Here is a 16,012-nt window from a genome sequence, read left to right as displayed (position 1 = left end):
AGACCGCCATGAAACCATCCGCCAGCGGCGCCTCGCGCGGCCGCCAGGTGACGGCTGCCGTCATCGGAAACGCACTGGAGTGGTACGACTTCATCGTCTACGGCTTCCTTTCCAGCATCATCGCCCGGCTGTTCTTCCCCTCGGACGACGAGTACGCCTCGCTGCTGATGGCCCTGGCCACCTTCGGCGTCGGCTTCTTCATGCGCCCGGTGGGCGGCGTCCTCCTGGGCCTCTACGCCGACCGCCGGGGGCGCAAGGCGGCCATGCAGCTGATCATCCTGCTGATGACCGTCTCCATCGCCATGATCGCCCTGGCCCCCGACTACGCTGCCATCGGCCTCGGCGCGCCGCTGCTGATCGTGGTGGCGCGGATGCTCCAGGGCTTCGCCACCGGTGGCGAATACGGCAGCGCCACGGCCTTCCTGGTGGAGAGCGCCCCGGCCCATCGGCGCGGGCTGTATGGCGCCTGGCAGCTGTTCGGCCAGTGCCTGGCGGTGTTCGCCGGCTCCGGGATGGGCGCCCTGGTCACCCACGGGCTCTCGCCCGAGGCGCTGGATGCCTGGGGGTGGCGGGTGCCCTTCCTGGTGGGGCTGCTGATCGGCCCGGTGGGGCTGTGGATGCGCCGGCACATGGCCGAGACCGAAGCCTTCCTGGAGGCCCGTGACACCCAGCGCGGCGAGCACATCGGCTTCGGTCGCATGCTGCGGGAGAACGGCCGGGCCGTGCTGGTCACCCTCGGCTGCACCATCAGCGGCACCGTGGCTTTCTACGTGGTGCTGGTGAACATGCCCACCTTCGCCCACAAGCAACTGGGGCTGCCGCTGGACCAGGTGTTCATGGTGCAGATGGCCGCTGTGGCCTGGATGACCCTGGTGATCCCCCTGGCGGGGCACCTGTCCGACCAGGTCGGGCGGCGCCCGGTGCTGCTGGTGGGCACCTTCGCCTTCCTGGTGATGGTCTACCCGCTGTTCAGCTGGGTGGCGGCCGCGCCCGGCCTCGGCCGCCTGCTGGTGATGCAGCTGCTGCTGTGCAGCGCCATCGGCAGCATCTACGGCCCCGGGCCCACCGCCAGCGCCGAGCAGTTCCCGGCGGCGGTGCGCTCCACCGGGCTGGCGCTGTCGAACAACCTGGGGGTGATGCTGTTCGGCGGGTTCGCCCCCTTCATCGTCACCTGGCTTACCCAGACCACCGGCGACCCGGTGGCACCCGCCTACTATGTGGTCTTCGCCGCCAGTCTCGGCCTGGTCGCCAACTGGCACCTGCGCGAAGGCGCCCCCGCCGCCCTGGCGCGCCGTGCCCGCCGGCGTTCCCTGTCCCAGCCCACCCGGAGCCTTGTCGAATGAGCCTGACCCGAACCCCCGCACCTGCCCGCTCCCTGCGCGAGGAGATCGTCGCCCTGGACGCCCTGCCGCTGTCCGAGGCCATCCGCACCCGCCAGGTGGCCTGCCGCGAGGTGATGCAGGCCTACCTGGAGCACATCCACGCCCTCAACCCGGTGGTCAACGCCCTGGTGGACCTGCAGCCCGAGGAGCGCCTGCTGGCCGAGGCGGAGCAACGCGACCGGCAACTGGCCCATGGGCAATGGCTGGGTTGGATGCACGGCATGCCCCAGGCGCCGAAGGACCTGGCCGCCACCGCCGGCCTGCGCACCAGCCTCGGCTCGCCGCTGTTCGCCGACCAGGTGACCCGCCACGACGCCCACGTGGTGGCCCGCGCCCGGGCGGCCGGGGCGTTGTTCATCGGGCGCAGCAACACCCCCGAGTTCGGCCTCGGCTCGCACACCTACAACCCGGTGCACGGCATCACCGGCAATGCCTACGACCCCAGCCGCAGCGCCGGCGGCAGCAGCGGCGGGGCGGCGGTGGCGCTGGCCCTGCGCCTGCTGCCGGTGGCCGATGGCAGCGACATGATGGGCTCGCTGCGCAACCCGGCGGCCTTCAACAACGTCTACGGCCTGCGCCCGTCCCTGGGGCGGGTGCCCTTCGGCCCGACGCCGGAGCTGTTCGTCCAGCAGCTGGCCACCGAAGGGCCGATGGGCCGCAGCGTGGCCGACGTCGCCGCGCTGCTGCGCACCCAGGCCGGGCCGGCGGCGGGCGTGCCCCTGGCGCAGTTGTCCAGCCAGGACCTGGAGGGCCCGCTGGAGCGGGACTTCACCGGCACCCGCATCGGCTGGCTTGGCGACCTGGGTGGCCACCTGCCCATGGAGGCGGGCCTGCTGGCGCTGTGCGAGGCCGGGCTGGCGGACTTCCGCGCCCTGGGCTGCGAGGTGGAGCCGGTGGTGCCGGACTACGACCCGGAGCGGCTCTGGCGCTGCTGGTGCGTGCACCGCCACTGGCTGGTGGCCGGCAGCCTGGGGCCGCTGTACGCCGACCCGGCGCGGCGCGCGCGGCTCAAGCCGGAAGCCTGCTGGGAGGTGGAGGGCGGCCTGGGCCTCAGCGCCGAGGCGGTGCACCAGGCCTCGGTGGACCGCAGCGACTGGTACCGCGTGGTGACGGCGCTGTTCGAGCGTTACGACTTCCTGCTGCTGCCCAGCGCCCAGGTGTTCCCTTTCGACTCGGCCCAGCCCTGGCCCACCGAGGTGGCCGGCCGTGCCATGGACAGCTACCACCGCTGGATGGAGGTGGTGATCGGCGTGAGCCTGGCGGGCCTGCCGGCCATGAGCGTGCCGGTGGGCTTCGGTGAGGGCGGGTTGCCCATGGGCGTGCAACTGATCGGCCCGGCGCGCGCCGACCTGGCGGTGCTGCAACTGGCCCATGCCCACGAGCAGCAGACCCGCTGGGTGGCGCGGCGCCCGCCCGCGTTGCTGGGTTGGCCACCCGCCAACTGAGCGATCACGGGCCGGCCAAGGCCCGTATCTTGCTGGCGCCTGTCATCGCCATGGGGGAGGGGGAGGCGGGTATGCAAACACGAGAAGACAGCGGCACGGTGCGCTCGGTGGAGCGCGCCCTGGGCATCCTCGAACTGCTGGGCGCCCATGACGCCCTGGGGTTGGAGGAGCTGCACTACCTCACCGGCCTGCCCAAGGCCACGGTGTCGCGCCTGTTGCACACCCTGCAGGAGCAGGGCTGGCTGTACCGGGGGTTGTGCGACCGGCGCTACCGGCTCACCGCCGAGCGGCTGTTCGGCGACCCGCAACAGCGTTCCCTCCGGCAACTGGTGGAGCGCGCCTCGCCGCTGCTCAGCGAGCTGGCCGAGCGCACCGGCCTGGTGGCGGACCTGTCGTTCTTCGACGGCGACGACCTGCTGGTGGTGGAAAGCGCCGTGCCCCAGGTGCTGCGTCGGCGCTACCCGAACAACCGCCTGGTGGTAGGGCTCAAGGCCAGCCTGCACCAGTCGGCCATGGGCAAGGCCTGCGTCGCTGCCCTGGAGCCCACCGACCTGGAGCGCCTGGCCGCGCGCCATGGCCTGCCCGGCGAGGCGCTGCAGCGGGTCCATGAACAGGCCCACCGCCAGGGCTACGGCGAGCGCACCGAGGGCAGCTGGGAATATGCCGTGCGCCTGCCCTTCCTGATCCGCGCCGTGGCCCTGCCGGTGCGGCGCCAGGGGCGGGTGGTGGGCAGCGTTGCCCTGCACTGGCCCCGCGACCAGGACAGCGTCGAACGGGTCAGCGGCCAGCACCTGCAGGACCTCGCCGGCACCGTCGACCTGTTGCAGGGCCGGCTGGCCTAGGCCGCCGGCCCACCCTCCCGCCGGGCAGGCCTGCCCGGCTTCCTGTCGCCTGCACCATCGCCCGCCCGCCATTCCACCCGGTGGAACCCATTTCGATTGCCCGTCGGGGGCGGCCGCCCACAATGGGCCTGCCTGTCCGGACAGCCTCACCTTTCATCCAGAACAACAAGAAGGACAACGAGATGAACCTGCGAGAGAAAGGCCTCGCCGGGCTGCTGTGCCTGGCGTCCGGCTGGGCGTGCCATGCCGAACCCTTCATCGATGACAGCCGCACGTCGCTGCGCTACAGCCAGTTCTACTGGAAGGAGAACGACGGCGGCGAGGTCGGCCCCAACCGCGACGAATGGGTGCAGGCCGCCCTGTTCAGCTTCAACTCCGGCTGGTACCGCGACCTGTTCGGCGTGGACTACGCCTACGGCCTGGCCGATGCGCTGCACGTGGGCCACGAGGCCACCAGCATCAGCAACCTGGAAGCCGGGCGCAGCGTGCAGTCGCCCCACGGCATCGCCAAGCCGGTGGAGGCCTACCTGCGCGGACGGCTCCCGGTGGCCGACGGCTACCTGCAACTGGGGCTCGGCAAGAAGAGCCGACGCTACGGGCAGTACTACGACGACCCCTTCAGCCGCATCCTGCCGCCCTCCACCCTGGGGACGGACCTGGAGTGGCGCGCCGAGGGCCGCGCCCTGCGCTACAGCCGCCTCACCGGCTTCAGCGCGCGCAACGAATCGGGCTGGTCCGACACCCTGCGCAACTTCCGTGGCCAGCGCATCGAGGCGCTGCACCTGGCGGCCGTGGAATGGACGCTACCCACCACCAGCCGCCTGACCGGCGAGTACAGCCTGGCCGAGGACTACCTCAAGGTCGGCTCCATCAAGCTGGAGCACAGCCTGGCCCTGGGGGATGAGCGCTTCATCGACCTCGCGGGCACCCTCGGCGCCCAGCAGGACGCCGGGCGCCTGTTCGAGCACGAGGGCGTGCGCGGCCTGTTCGAGGCGGAGCGGCAGCACCGGGCGCGCTACACCGACCTGTCGCTGAAGTACCGCACGCCCACCTACACCCTGGGGGCGGCCTACAACCGGGTGCGGGGTGGCGACTTCGACCGCCCGTTCTTCCGCCAGGACCACGGCACCTGGAACAGCAGCGCCAAGCTGTTCTACTACTTCGGCGCCGAGGACGAGGCCATGGTCAAGCTCATGGCTGGGATGGACTTCAGCGCCTTCGGCCTGCCCCAGCTGCGGCTGGACAGCCACTACGCCTTCTCCGACCACGCCGCCGGCTACCGCGACTTCTCCCGGCGGGAGTTCCAGAGCCTGCTGCAGTACCGCTTCGACGGGCCGCTCAAGGGGCTCAGCCTGGTCTGGCTGCACAACCGCTTCCATACCGAAGGCGTGCCCGACGGGGTGGACCGCCGGCAGGCCTCGCGCGGGCCGGCGGGCATCGTCACCCACCACGCCGAACGTTTGTACCTGAACTACGTCTATAGCTTCTGATCCGAAGGACAGGCCGGCCCTCGCCCTGCTGGCGACGGGCCGGCGACCCTGGTTTGCAGGTGCGCTGGCCGGCGGTTTAAGGTGGCGCCGATTTGCAACAGGAGTCCCCATGCGCACGTCCATTCCCCTCGTCTTCGCCCTGCTGGGCGCCCTGGCGCTGCCGGCCCATGCGGGCTGGTACCTGGACAACGAGTCCTCGCGGCTGTCCTTCATCTCCACCAAGGGCGGCAGCCTCTCCGAGGTGCACCGTTTCCTCACCCTGCACGGCAGCATCGGCGAAACCGGCAAGGCTCACCTGCGCGTCGAGCTGGAGTCGGTGAGCACCGGCATACCCCTGCGGGACCAGCGCCTGCGCGACCTGTTCTTCGAGATCGAACGCAACCCCGAGGCCGAGGTGCACGCCCAGATCGACCTGCGCCCCATCACCGACCTGGCCCCCGGCGCCCAGCTGGAGCTGCGCCTGCCGCTGAAGGTGACGTTGCACGGCCGCGAGCACGAGTACCAGGCCGAGCTGCTGGCCACCCGCCTGGATGACCGCCGCTTCCAGGTGGTGACCCTGGCCCCGCTGGTGCTGCAGGCGGAGGACTTCGGCCTGATGGAAGGCCTGGGCACCCTCAAGCAGCTGGCGGGGCTCTCCTCCATCAGCAGCTCGGTGCCGGTGGGCGCCGTGCTGATCTTCACGGCGCGCTGATGGGCCACATCTTCCCCTGGAAGTCCGGCAACCGCTTCGATCTGCTGATCGACGGGCCGAGCTTCTTTCCCGCCATGCTGGCCGACATCGACCGGGCCGAGCACCACGTCAGCCTGGAGCTCTACCTGGTGGAGGACGGCCGTTGCAGCGAGGCCCTGGTGGAGGTGCTCTGCCAGGCCGCGCGGCGGGGGGTGAAGGTGCGCTGCCTGTTCGACGGCTTCGGCAGCCAGAAGCTCGGCCAGGCCCTGCGCGGGCGGCTGGCCGAGGCCGGTGTGCTGCTGCAGTTCTACAACCCCATCCGCTGGCGGCGTGGGGCGAACAACTTCTACCGCGACCACCGCAAGATCCTGGTGGTGGACGACCGCGTCGCCTACGTGGGCGGCACTGGCTCCACCGACGACTTCTGGCAGCCCGGCGAGGCCGAAAGCCATTGGCACGAGGCCATGGTGGCGATCCACGGGCCGCTGGTGGTGCATTGGAAACTGATCTTCGACTTCCAGTGGCTGGCCAACCTGCGTCGCCGTCCCTGGCTGCCGGAGGAGGCGCCGGGGCTCCGCCACCTGCCACCCTATCCCTCGGCCGGCGTGGGCATGGGCCGGGTGGCCTACGCCGACGCCCGCCAGCACCTGGACATCGTCCAGTCCCTGGTGCGCAGCCTGCGCAATGCCAAGGAGCGGGTGTGGCTGGCCACGCCGTACTTCCTGCCCAGCTGGAAGGTGCGCCGCGCCCTGATCAAGGCCGCCCGGCGCGGCGTGGACGTGCGCCTGCTGCTCACCGGGCGCAACACCGACCACCCGCCGGTGCGCTTCGCCGGGCAGCGCTACTACCCGCGCCTGCTGCGGGCCAACGTGCGGATCTTCGAGTACCAGCCGCGCTTCCTGCACTTGAAGATGGTGCTGGTGGACGGCTGGGTCAGCGTCGGCTCGTGCAACTTCGACCACTGGAACCTGCGCTTCAACCTCGAAGCCAACGTCGAGGCCCTGGACCGGCACTTCACCGAGCAGGTGGCGGCCTCCCTCGGCCGCGACTTCGACAACAGCCGCGAGATCACCCTGGAGGACTGGCACGCCCGGCCGCTGCTCAAGCGCTTCTACCAGCGCCTGTGGGGCTGGCTCGACCGCCTGGCGGTGAACCTGCTGGACCGCCGCCGCTGAGCCGAACCTTTGTCGGGTGTCGGCAGTGGCCCGCCGCCGGCTACGCTCCCTGCACCCCATAACGAGAGATGTGCCCATGCGCCGTCCGCTGCTGCTGCCCCTGCTGGTCGTGCTGTTGTCCGCCTGTTCCACCCCCGGTGCCTTCTTCGGCGCCACCGACGGCCCGGCCTTCGAGGCGCTGGCGCCCCGGGACGGTGACCATGCCCTGGTCTACATCTACCGCCCCCGCAGCGACTGGGCCGACCAGGAGCTGGAGGCGCCTGGGCTGTTCCTCGACGGCCGGCTGATCGGCACCCTGCCCAGCAACGGCTACCTGGCCCTGGAGTTCGACGTCGCCAACTACCGCCTGGAGATGCGCCGCCCGCTGATGGGCACCTACTGGACGCTGCTGGCCGGCGGCTATTTCGACTTCACCCAGATCACCAGCTTCGCCTTCGAGGCCGGTGCCGGCGGCACCTACTACCTGCGCTACGACGAGCTCAATCCGCCGCCGAAGAACGCCGAGCTGCCACCCCAGGGCGACGGCCCGCTGCAGCTGGTGGGCGAGGCGCTGGGCCGCCAGGAGATCGCCGCCACGCGCCAGGTGCAACCGCTGCTGCGCATCGACGCCAACGGCCAGCCCCTGTAGTAGCCGGGTGTTACCCAGGGGGCCACGCGGGGGAGGATGATTGGCTACCTTTGTCACCCTGAGCCCTGACTGGGAGGACCCCGCAATGGCAGCCAAGAAGATCCTGATGCTGGTCGGCGACTACGCCGAAGACTACGAAACCATGGTGCCGTTCCAGGCCCTCGGCATGGTCGGCCACACCGTCCACGCCGTGTGCCCCGACAAGGTCGCCGGGCAGACCGTGCGCACCGCCATCCATGACTTCGAAGGCGACCAGACCTACAGCGAGAAGCCCGGCCACAACTTCGCCCTCAACTTCGACTTCGACCGCGTCCGCGCCGAGGACTACGACGCCCTGCTGATCCCCGGCGGCCGTGCCCCCGAATACCTGCGCCTGAACGCCCGGGTGATCGAGCTGGTGAAAGCCTTCGACGCCGCGAAGAAACCCATCGCTGCCGTCTGCCACGGCCCGCAGCTGCTGGCCGCCGCCGGCGTGCTCAAGGGCCGCTCCTGCAGCGCCTACCCGGCCTGCGCTCCGGAAGTCGCCCTGGCCGGTGGCGAGTTCGTCGACATCGCCGTGGACCACGCCCACGTGGACGGACACTTGGTCACCGCTCCCGCCTGGCCGGCCCATTCGGCCTGGCTGGCGAAGTTCCTCGAGGTGCTGGGGACGCGGATCAGCCTGTAACGAGGCGCAGAATCCCTGCGCCGTCCTGCATACTGCGGTGCGGCGCCAGGGGCGCGACCATCACGCTGGCGCCGTGGCGCACCGCTGGGCGACCGAAGTCGCCCCTGCACGATTCAGAACCCGCGATAAAGGACCCGCCCCATGTGCGAGCTCTATGTAAAGGCCGATCCGATCCTCTACGAATCCCGCTCGCGTTCCCTGCGCATCCGGGGCGTGGTCACCACCCTGCGCCTGGAGAACCAGTTCTGGGACATCCTCCGGGAGATCGCCGAGGTGGACGGCATGACCACCAACCAGCTCATCACCAAGCTCTACGACGAGGTGATGGACTACCGTGGCGAGGTGGTGAACTTCGCCTCCTTCCTGCGGGTGAGCTGCACCCGCTACCTGGCCCAGCGCAGCACGGCGGCCGGGCTGAGCCTGGTCCCGCGCCGCACCGGGTGACCGATCGGTCCGAAACATGAGCCGGTCGGCGGATCGCCCCGGCCGACTCGGTTAGTCTTGCCCCCGCGCGTGGCAGGGAGGCCACCGCCGCGCGTCCACCGGCTGCATCCGCTGTCGGGGTTCGATGGCCCCAGGAGTTGTTCATGGCTGCCAAACGCTTCATCACCCTCACCGCCCTTGCTGCCTGCCTGCTGGCCGGTGCGCCGGCCTTCGCCGAGCCGTCCCTGGCCGAGCGTCGCGCCATCACCGCCTACGAGCAGGGCGTCTACGTCGACCAGGTCAAGGCCATCCAGGCCGCTGCCGGCTACGAGCTGCCGCTGGACGTGCAATGGAACACCATTGCGCTGCCCGACCAGTCCGCCAACTACGCCCAGGACGGTTTCTGGACCCAGATCTACTTCGTGCCCCTGCAGAAGGCCCTGTCCGCCATTGCCGTGGACGACATGGGCAAGCAGGCCCTGAAAGCCAAGCTGAGCAAGGTGGTGGTGCGCTACGACGAGGCCACTGCGCCCTCCAGCGCCTACCAGGACGGCGTGGCCTTCGACGGCGGCGTGCTGGACCTGAACTTCCGCCCGTTCAGCAACGTCGACGACGTGGACGCCCGCGCCGACGCGATCCGCAAGGCCCTCGAAGCCAAGCTCTGATCCGTACCCGGCAACCGGCCTCCCGGCCGGTTGCCATGACGCCTTTGCCCGCGCCGGCGAGGAGTCTAAGCTGCGCTATCTCCCTTCCCGGCGCGTTCCGCGATGTACAAGCTGCCCACCACGGCCACTGCGCCGTTCTGCCCCTCCGCCGTCAGCCACAGCGTGACCATTCCTCCCGGCGCCTCCCTGGGCCGCCGGCTGATGCTGTTCCTCGGCCCGGGCCTCTTGGTCTCGGTCGGCTACATGGACCCCGGCAACTGGGCCACCGCCATCGAGGCCGGGTCGCGCTTCGGCTATGCGCTGCTGTTCGTGGTGGTGCTGGCGAGCCTGTCGGGCATGGTGCTGCAGAGCCTCTGCTCGCGGCTGGGCATCGCCACCGGGCGTGACCTGGCGCAGCTCTGCCGCGAGCGCTACCGCCCTGGCGTGGCGCGGGGTCAATGGCTGCTGGCGGAGCTGTCGATCATCGCCACCGACCTGGCCGAGGTGCTCGGCGCGGCCCTGGCCTTCCACCTGCTGCTGGGGGTGTCGCTGACCGTGGGCGTGGTGTTGACGGCGTTCGACACGCTGATCGTGCTGGCGCTGCAGGGCGCCAACTTCCGCCGGCTGGAGGCCATCGTGCTGGGGCTGATCGCCACCATCGGCGCCTGCTTCTTCATCGAGCTGCTGCTGGTGCGGCCGCACTGGCCGGAGGTGGCGGCGGGGCTGCGGCCCAGCTGGGAGGTGCTCAGCGGGCAGGAGCCGCTGTACCTGGCCATCGGCATCCTCGGGGCGACGGTGATGCCGCACAACCTCTACCTGCACTCCTCGGTGGTGCAGACGCGGGTCAACGGCGAGGACGAGGCCAGCAAGCGCAGCGCCATCCGCTTCGCCCGGTTCGACACCATCGGCTCGCTGTCCCTGGCGCTGCTGGTCAATGGCGCCATCCTGGTGCTGGCCGCCGCGGCCTTCCATGGCAACGGCCACACCGAGGTGGTGGAGATCCAGGACGCCTATCACCTGCTGGACCCGCTGGTGGGCGGTGCGCTGGCCAGCTTCCTGTTCGGCTTCGCGCTGCTGGCGGCGGGGCAGAGTTCCACCTTCACCGGCACCATTGCCGGCCAGGTGGTGATGGAGGGTTTCCTGCAGGCGAAGATCCCCTGCTGGCAGCGGCGCCTGATCACCCGTGCGCTGGCGCTGGCCCCGGCGATCGCCGGGGTGCTCTGGCTGGGGGAAGGGGCGGTGGGCAAGCTGCTGGTGCTGAGCCAGGTGGTGCTCAGCCTGCAACTGCCCTTCGCGCTGTGGCCGCTGATCCGCTTCACCAGCGACCGGCGGTTGATGGGGCCGTTCGCCAACAGCCTGCCGGTGGCGCTGCTGGCCTGGGCGCTGTTCGGGCTGATCGCCCTGGCGAACCTGACGCTGCTGTACTTCTGGCTGGCCTGAGGTCTCAGCTGACCTGCTCGATCCAGTCGGTCAGGTTGTAGTAGTTGGTCACCCGCGCGATCTTGCCGGCGTGCACGTGGAAGAAGGCGCCGGCCGGCAGCACGTAGGTCTGGCCGCGTGCCGGCGGCAGGCCCTCGTCACCCACCAGGTACTGCCCGTGCACCACGAACTCGGCGGCCACGCGGCTGCCGTCTGCGCTGGGCATGATGACGATGTCGGTCAGGCGCTCCTTGTAGCAGCGGTTCATCTTCTCCATGAAGGCGGCGAACACCGCCTTGCCCTGCTGGCGCTCGCCCTGGTTGATGTCGTGCACCACGTCCTCGCTGAGCAGGGCGAGGAAGGCCGGCATGTCCCCGGCGTTGAAGGCGTCGTAATAGGCTTTCACCAGTTCGGCTGCGGTCATGGTCAAGGTCCTGTCGCAAATGGGTCGGTTCGGGGTTGCGCTGCATGATAGGGTCTTGTCCGCCCCCGCTCTTAGCCAGGGGCGTCATCGGGACCGGCAAAACGACGACCATGGACATCCGACGCTACCAGGGTGCGGCCATCGCGCCTTTCATCGACGACCTCGCACGGCTGCGCCTGACGGTGTTCCGCGAGTACCCCTATCTCTACGACGGCACCCTGGACTACGAGGCGCGCTACCTGGCCACCTACGCCGAGTCGGCCGAGAGCCTGTTCGTGCTGGTGTTCGACCAGGGCCGGGTGGTGGGGGCTTCCACCGGGTTGCCCCTGGCGGACGAGACCGACGCCTTCCAGCGGCCCTTCCTTGACCAGGGCTGGGACCCGGCGCGGATCTTCTACTTCGGGGAGTCGGTGCTGTTGCCGGCGTACCGGGGCGGCGGCCTGGGCGTGCGCTTCTTCGCCGAGCGCGAGGCCTATGCCCGTGCGCTGGGGCGTTTCCAGTGGTGCGCCTTCTGCGCCGTGGAGCGCCCGGACGACCACCCGCGCCGCCCGCCCGGCTACCAGCCGCTGCACGGGTTCTGGGCCCGTCGCGGCTATCGCCACCACCCCGCCTTGCGCACTGAGTACCACTGGCGCGACCTGGACGAGCGCGAGGAAAGCGCCAAGCCCATGTCGTTCTGGCTGAAGGAGCTGACCCCGTGAAGATCGCCGCCTGCCAATACCACATCGACCTCTTCGACAGCTGGGACGCCTACGCCGAGCACCTCACCACCCTGTGCGAGGCCGCTGCCGGCGAGGGCGCGGAGCTGTTGCTGCTGCCGGAGTACGCCGGCCTGGTACTGAGCGGGCAACTGCCGCCGGCCCAGCGCGGCGACCTGCAGGCCTCCATCGACGGCATCCAGCCGCTGCTGCCCGCCTGGCGGGCGCTGTGCGCGGACCTGGCGCGGCGCCTCGGCGTCTACCTGCAGCCCGGTTCGGTGGCGGTGCGCGATGCCGACGGGCAGTACCGCAACCGCGCCTGGTTCTACGGCCCGGACGGCGAGCTGGGGCACCAGGACAAGCTGATGATGACCCGCTTCGAGCGCGAGCACTGGCACATCGCGGCGGGGCAGGGGCTGCGGGTGTTCGACACGGCGTTCGGGCGCCTGGGCATCCTCATCTGCTACGACAACGAGTTCCCCCTGCTGGCGCGGACCCTGGCCGAGGGCGGCGCCGACCTGATCCTCGCTCCCAGCTGCACCGACACCGAGGCCGGCTACCACCGCGTGCGCATCGGCGCCCAGGCCCGTGCCCTGGAAAGCCAGATCGCCGTGCTGCAGTCGCCCACCGTGGGGCTGGCTCCCTGGTCCCCGGCGCTGGACGAGAACATCGGCCGCGCCGGCCTCTATGTGCCGCCGGACTACGGCATGCCGAGCAACGGCGTGATCGCCGAGAGCCCTGAGCTGTGTCCGGACGGCAGTCGCTGGCTGCTGGCCGAGCTGGACCTGGAGGAGGTGCGCCGGGTTCGGCGGGAGGGGCAGGTGTTCACCCGGCGGGACTGGCCGGAGCAGTTCGAGCGTGTGAGGGGCTAACCCCCGCTCTCGTCCGCCAGCGACGGGCATCCGCCCAGGGCCTGCAGTTCGTCCAGGGGGACGCCTCCAAGGGCGAAGGCTTCGCAGTCGGGCGGCAGGCTGGGCAGGTTGCCGGGGGCCTCGCTGGCCATGGAGGCGACGGCGCTGTCGCCCGCGCCCGGCGCGCGGCCCAGGATCACCAGTTCGCCGAGTTCTCGGCCGCGCCGCAGCAGCAGGCGGTCGCGCTGGATCGCCAGCACCTCGACGCCGCCGTGCAGGCGGTCGCCGGTCCGGACGCTGAAGGGCGGCCCGTCTTCAAGGCTGAGGGTGGCGCTGCCCTGGCCATCTCCCCGACTGAACACCCCGTGCAGGCGCCATGCGCTGAGGCCGGGCAGTGCCCCCAGCGGCTGCAGGTGCAGCCGGGGTGGGGTCAGCAGCGCGGTGGGCAGTTCCACTGCGGCAAGCGGCAGGGGCAGCAGCGCCAGCAGCAGCGCCAGGCCCCACGGGGCCCGGCGCCGGTGGGCCTCAGGGGGCCACGGCTTGGGCGCGTTGCTCGGCATAGGCGGTGAAGGCGGCGATGTTGCGGCTTTGCAGCAGCGGCAGCAGGCCGTTGTCGCTGAGGGTGGGGCCGTACCATTTCTGGTTGGCGCCGCCGGTGCAGCCGTAGAGGATCAGCTTGCCGCGCCCGTTGGTGAGGTAGCCGCCGGAGAGGTCCAGGCAGCGGCTGCCGGCCTTCAGCTGTGGCAGGGCGGAGAAGTCCCAGGCCTGGGCGTCCTGCTGGCTGTCGCAGGCACTCAGGCCCACGTCGTTGCTGGCGGTCAGGCACTGGGTGGGCTGGGCGACGCTGCGGATGCGACCGCTGGCGTCCACCCGCCACTGTTCCTCCGCCGAGCCGGTGCACTGGGCCTTGGCCAGCACGTAGGGCTGCCAGGCGCCATCCACCTGTTCCACCCGCACGCAGTTGCCGTTGCCCAGGGCGAAGCCCTGGCGCGGTGGCAGCAGGGTGCGGCTGTCGAACTGCAGGGTGGCCAGCAGGGCATCCAGGGCCTGGCCGGCGTCGGCGCTGCCGGCCAGCTGGGCGCCGTAGGCGTCGAGCCAGCGGTTCAGGCGCAGGGCGCGGGCCTGTTGGTCCAGCAGGCGTTGGCGGACCTGCTGGGCCGTGGCCGAGAGGCCGTCGGGCTGGTCGCTGTAGCTGTCGAAGAGCACCCGTGCGTTGCCTTTGAGGGTGGGCACGAGCTGGCCGGCGAGGGCTGTGAGGGCGGCGTCGAGCTGGGGCACTTCTTCCTTGCGCAGGGCCTGGAAGCCGGCTTCGCGACCGACGATCACCGGCGGCGGCAGGGCGGGCAGGCCCTGGGGAATGATCACGCTGGCCAGCTCGGTGGTGGCGGCGCCTGCCGTGTCGCGGCATTGCAGGGCCGCCGCGACGGGCTGTTCGGCCTGGGCCAGGTTGACGTGCAGCTTGTTGGCGTTGCTGCCCAGGCGCGTGGGGGCGACGGCGATGCGCTGGGTCCTGTCGTTGGCGAAGCTGACCTCCAGCCAGCATTGCCGGCTGGTGGCTGCGGCGTCGGGCGGCGGCAGGTCGTAGACCTGGCCCCAGTTGCCACGCAGGGCCGGGTAGAGCACGGCGGCGCCGGTCTCCGGGTCGTAGCCGCCGAGCAGGGCGATGACCGGGACGCCGAACAGGCGCGGCTTGCGGTAGTTGCCGTCGGCGCTGTTGTACCAGACGGTGCGAGAGGTCGGCGTCTTCGGCTGGAACACCTCCATCTTGCGGCTGGTGGCGTCCCACTTGCGGTAGCCGGTGGGGGAGTCGGGCGCCCAAACGGCGCGGTTCAGCGCCGGCTGGATCTTCTGCCGCGTGCTGTAGCCGGTGTAGTGGGTGTAGCGCGACAGGCCGCTGGCGAAGTTGCCGCCGGCCATGGCGTCGGTGGCGAAGCTATAGGCATCGGCGTATATCGGCATGCCGTTGAGGCCGCCGGTCTTGGCGCGGGTCCAGTGCAGGTTGGCGCGCATGCGCTTGCGGTAGGCGATGTAGCCCCAGCCGCTGTCGTGGTGGTGACCGGACCAGAAGTAGTTGTCGCCGCTCTGCCCGGGGTAGTGGCCGAGGCCGTAGTGGTGGCCGATCTCGTGGCTGAATTCGTTCCCCACCGAGTCGATCAGGGTGAGGATGCCGTTGCCGCCGCTGAGGCCGTGGTTGACCGGGCCGTTGGCGTACTGGCCGCGGGCGTGGTGGATGACCGCCGAGTTGGTCAGCTGCGGCTGTTCCTGGCTGGCCATGCCGGCGCTGGTGATGCCCCAGTTGGCCAGGTTGATGCCGGTGCTGAAGGTGGACTTGGCAGTGTTCTCGCGCATGTCGCCGCTGTACACGTCGCCGGTGGTGGCACTGGCCTGGCCCTGGTCGGCGTCGTAGATCGTGCCGTTGGCCACCATGACCTTGCGCAGCAGCACGTCCTCGTAGCGGCTGGCCACCATGCGGGCGATGGGCACGGTCTGGAAGTAGTCGGTGGCGGCCTGGGCCGGCTGGGTGTTGAACCAGTGCTGGCCGCCCGGGACCTCAGGGGTGAGCATGCCGATGCGGATGGCCTGGACCAGCAGTTCGGCGGGCGGGGCGAAGTCGAAGGCCTCGGCGCCGCGCTGGCCGCTGCGGCCCTGATCGTCGCTGAGCTGCAGGCTCATGCCGGGCACCACCCAGTCCCAGGGCAGCACGGCGGACCAGGCGCGGCGCGAATACACCACGTCGGGGCGGGCGTCGCTGCCGGTGCGGTCGGCGCGGAACAGTTCGTCGGGGTGGCGCAGTGTCAGGTCGCCCTTGAGGGCGCCGTCCACCAGCACCTGCACGCGCATGGACCTGGGCAGGGGCTGGTCCGGGTCGGGGGTGACCAGCAGCAGGGCTTCGCGCTCGCTGGTCAGGCGCGGCATGTTCTTCGCTTCGTTGCCTTGCGGGTCCACCGAGTGGCTCTGCACGAACTGCAGCATGGCCGCGAGGGTGCCAGTGAGGTCGTTGCGCACCGGGCGCGGCTGGCCGTCGGCCGTCTGGTCGTAGAAGCCGAGGGCTCCGACCTCATCCACCACGGCGGCACTGGGCTCGGGGAAGCGGTTCTCCGGTTGGGTGACCGGCGGCTCGGTGGGCGGCGTGACCGGGGGCGTGACCGGTGGCTGCGGGGTCTCGGGCGTTTCCGGATCGGGGCGGGTGCCACCGCCACCGGCTGGCGGCTGGGATGGCGTCTCCGGGGGGCTGGTGGCCGGTGGCGGTGGCA

The 16,012-nt window shown here is 70.7% G+C and carries 16 protein-coding genes; 13 read left to right on the top strand and 3 right to left on the bottom strand.

What is annotated here, in order from left to right:
• Positions 1 to 8 precede the first annotated feature (8 nt).
• The 11 genes from SZ55_RS18095 (at position 9) to SZ55_RS18045 (ending at position 10,806) form a co-directional block, all read left to right on the top strand.
• Positions 9 to 1,343, top strand: coding sequence for a citrate-proton symporter (locus SZ55_RS18095; protein ID WP_044409375.1), 1,335 nt, complete (start codon positions 9 to 11; stop codon positions 1,341 to 1,343).
• A complete protein-coding gene (locus SZ55_RS18090) occupies positions 1,340 to 2,827 on the top strand; it encodes an amidase (RefSeq protein WP_044409373.1) in 1,488 nt (495 codons plus the stop codon). Before SZ55_RS18095 ends, SZ55_RS18090 begins: the two co-directional genes overlap by 4 nt.
• Positions 2,828 to 2,898: 71 nt before the next feature.
• Positions 2,899 to 3,669 carry an IclR family transcriptional regulator gene (locus SZ55_RS18085; protein ID WP_044409370.1) on the top strand — a complete coding sequence of 257 codons (771 nt, stop codon included), beginning with the start codon at positions 2,899 to 2,901 and terminating at the stop codon, positions 3,667 to 3,669.
• Between the two features lie 182 nt (positions 3,670 to 3,851).
• Complete coding sequence (locus SZ55_RS18080) at positions 3,852 to 5,159, top strand: OprD family outer membrane porin (RefSeq protein ID WP_044409367.1); 1,308 nt, start codon at positions 3,852 to 3,854, stop codon at positions 5,157 to 5,159.
• 109 nt (positions 5,160 to 5,268) lie between these two features.
• Entirely contained in the window at positions 5,269 to 5,850 is a 582-nt protein-coding gene (locus SZ55_RS18075; RefSeq protein WP_044409364.1) for a YceI family protein, read from the top strand.
• A complete protein-coding gene (locus SZ55_RS18070; RefSeq protein ID WP_044409353.1) occupies positions 5,847 to 7,004 on the top strand; it encodes a phospholipase D-like domain-containing protein in 1,158 nt (385 codons plus the stop codon). The genes SZ55_RS18075 and SZ55_RS18070 overlap by 4 nt, the downstream gene beginning before the upstream one ends.
• A gap of 76 nt (positions 7,005 to 7,080) precedes the next feature.
• Positions 7,081 to 7,632 carry a DUF2846 domain-containing protein gene (locus tag SZ55_RS18065; protein WP_044409350.1) on the top strand — a complete coding sequence of 184 codons (552 nt, stop codon included), beginning with the start codon at positions 7,081 to 7,083 and terminating at the stop codon, positions 7,630 to 7,632.
• Positions 7,633 to 7,717: 85 nt separating this feature from the next.
• Positions 7,718 to 8,299: a DJ-1/PfpI family protein gene (locus SZ55_RS18060; RefSeq protein ID WP_044409348.1), complete on the top strand. Its 582-nt coding sequence runs from the start codon at positions 7,718 to 7,720 to the stop codon at positions 8,297 to 8,299.
• Positions 8,300 to 8,440: 141 nt separating this feature from the next.
• Positions 8,441 to 8,743 carry a ribbon-helix-helix domain-containing protein gene (locus tag SZ55_RS18055; protein WP_044409347.1) on the top strand — a complete coding sequence of 101 codons (303 nt, stop codon included), beginning with the start codon at positions 8,441 to 8,443 and terminating at the stop codon, positions 8,741 to 8,743.
• Positions 8,744 to 8,886: 143 nt separating this feature from the next.
• Positions 8,887 to 9,387, top strand: coding sequence for a hypothetical protein (locus tag SZ55_RS18050; protein ID WP_044409346.1), 501 nt, complete (start codon positions 8,887 to 8,889; stop codon positions 9,385 to 9,387).
• A 102-nt stretch (positions 9,388 to 9,489) separates the two neighbouring features.
• Positions 9,490 to 10,806 (top strand): Nramp family divalent metal transporter, encoded by a 1,317-nt coding sequence (locus SZ55_RS18045; protein ID WP_044409345.1) that lies wholly within the window; start codon positions 9,490 to 9,492, stop codon positions 10,804 to 10,806.
• A 4-nt stretch (positions 10,807 to 10,810) separates the two neighbouring features.
• Here SZ55_RS18045 and SZ55_RS18040 read toward each other — a convergent pair whose 3' ends face one another.
• Positions 10,811 to 11,209: a nuclear transport factor 2 family protein gene (locus tag SZ55_RS18040; protein WP_044409344.1), complete on the bottom strand. Its 399-nt coding sequence runs from the start codon at positions 11,207 to 11,209 to the stop codon at positions 10,811 to 10,813.
• Positions 11,210 to 11,319: 110 nt separating this feature from the next.
• On the opposite strand from SZ55_RS18040, the gene SZ55_RS18035 reads away from it, so the two are divergent.
• Entirely contained in the window at positions 11,320 to 11,910 is a 591-nt protein-coding gene (locus SZ55_RS18035) for a hypothetical protein (RefSeq protein ID WP_044409342.1), read from the top strand.
• Positions 11,907 to 12,779, top strand: coding sequence for a carbon-nitrogen hydrolase family protein (locus tag SZ55_RS18030; RefSeq protein ID WP_044409339.1), 873 nt, complete (start codon positions 11,907 to 11,909; stop codon positions 12,777 to 12,779). The genes SZ55_RS18035 and SZ55_RS18030 overlap by 4 nt, the downstream gene beginning before the upstream one ends.
• Here SZ55_RS18030 and SZ55_RS18025 read toward each other — a convergent pair.
• Both SZ55_RS18025 and SZ55_RS18020 read right to left on the bottom strand, forming a co-directional pair.
• Complete coding sequence (locus SZ55_RS18025; protein ID WP_044409337.1) at positions 12,776 to 13,318, bottom strand: hypothetical protein; 543 nt, start codon at positions 13,316 to 13,318, stop codon at positions 12,776 to 12,778. The genes SZ55_RS18030 and SZ55_RS18025 overlap by 4 nt on opposite strands.
• On the bottom strand, positions 13,284 to 16,012 hold a 2,729-nt coding region (locus SZ55_RS18020; protein WP_052807629.1), incomplete at its 5' end, for a M66 family metalloprotease. The genes SZ55_RS18025 and SZ55_RS18020, both read right to left, overlap by 35 nt.

This window comes from Pseudomonas sp. FeS53a (genome assembly GCF_000931385.1).
GTDB classification, from domain to species: domain Bacteria; phylum Pseudomonadota; class Gammaproteobacteria; order Pseudomonadales; family Pseudomonadaceae; genus Metapseudomonas; species Metapseudomonas otitidis.
The sequence above is the reverse complement of the archived record's forward strand: the minus strand, read 5'-3'. Positions and strand labels throughout refer to the sequence as shown.

Bases quoted from the DNA above. Each gene is read 5' to 3' on its own strand.
- SZ55_RS18095 (WP_044409375.1), top strand. From the start codon at position 9: ATGAAACCATCCGCCAGCGGCGCCTCGCGCGGCCGCCAGGTGACGGCT.
- SZ55_RS18090 (WP_044409373.1), top strand. From the start codon at position 1,340: ATGAGCCTGACCCGAACCCCCGCACCTGCCCGCTCCCTGCGCGAGGAG.
- SZ55_RS18085 (WP_044409370.1), top strand. From the start codon at position 2,899: ATGCAAACACGAGAAGACAGCGGCACGGTGCGCTCGGTGGAGCGCGCC.
- SZ55_RS18080 (WP_044409367.1), top strand. From the start codon at position 3,852: ATGAACCTGCGAGAGAAAGGCCTCGCCGGGCTGCTGTGCCTGGCGTCC.
- SZ55_RS18075 (WP_044409364.1), top strand. From the start codon at position 5,269: ATGCGCACGTCCATTCCCCTCGTCTTCGCCCTGCTGGGCGCCCTGGCG.
- SZ55_RS18065 (WP_044409350.1), top strand. From the start codon at position 7,081: ATGCGCCGTCCGCTGCTGCTGCCCCTGCTGGTCGTGCTGTTGTCCGCC.
- SZ55_RS18060 (WP_044409348.1), top strand. From the start codon at position 7,718: ATGGCAGCCAAGAAGATCCTGATGCTGGTCGGCGACTACGCCGAAGAC.
- SZ55_RS18055 (WP_044409347.1), top strand. From the start codon at position 8,441: ATGTGCGAGCTCTATGTAAAGGCCGATCCGATCCTCTACGAATCCCGC.
- SZ55_RS18050 (WP_044409346.1), top strand. From the start codon at position 8,887: ATGGCTGCCAAACGCTTCATCACCCTCACCGCCCTTGCTGCCTGCCTG.
- SZ55_RS18045 (WP_044409345.1), top strand. From the start codon at position 9,490: ATGTACAAGCTGCCCACCACGGCCACTGCGCCGTTCTGCCCCTCCGCC.
- SZ55_RS18040 (WP_044409344.1), bottom strand. From the start codon at position 11,209: ATGACCGCAGCCGAACTGGTGAAAGCCTATTACGACGCCTTCAACGCC.
- SZ55_RS18035 (WP_044409342.1), top strand. From the start codon at position 11,320: ATGGACATCCGACGCTACCAGGGTGCGGCCATCGCGCCTTTCATCGAC.
- SZ55_RS18025 (WP_044409337.1), bottom strand. From the start codon at position 13,318: ATGCCGAGCAACGCGCCCAAGCCGTGGCCCCCTGAGGCCCACCGGCGC.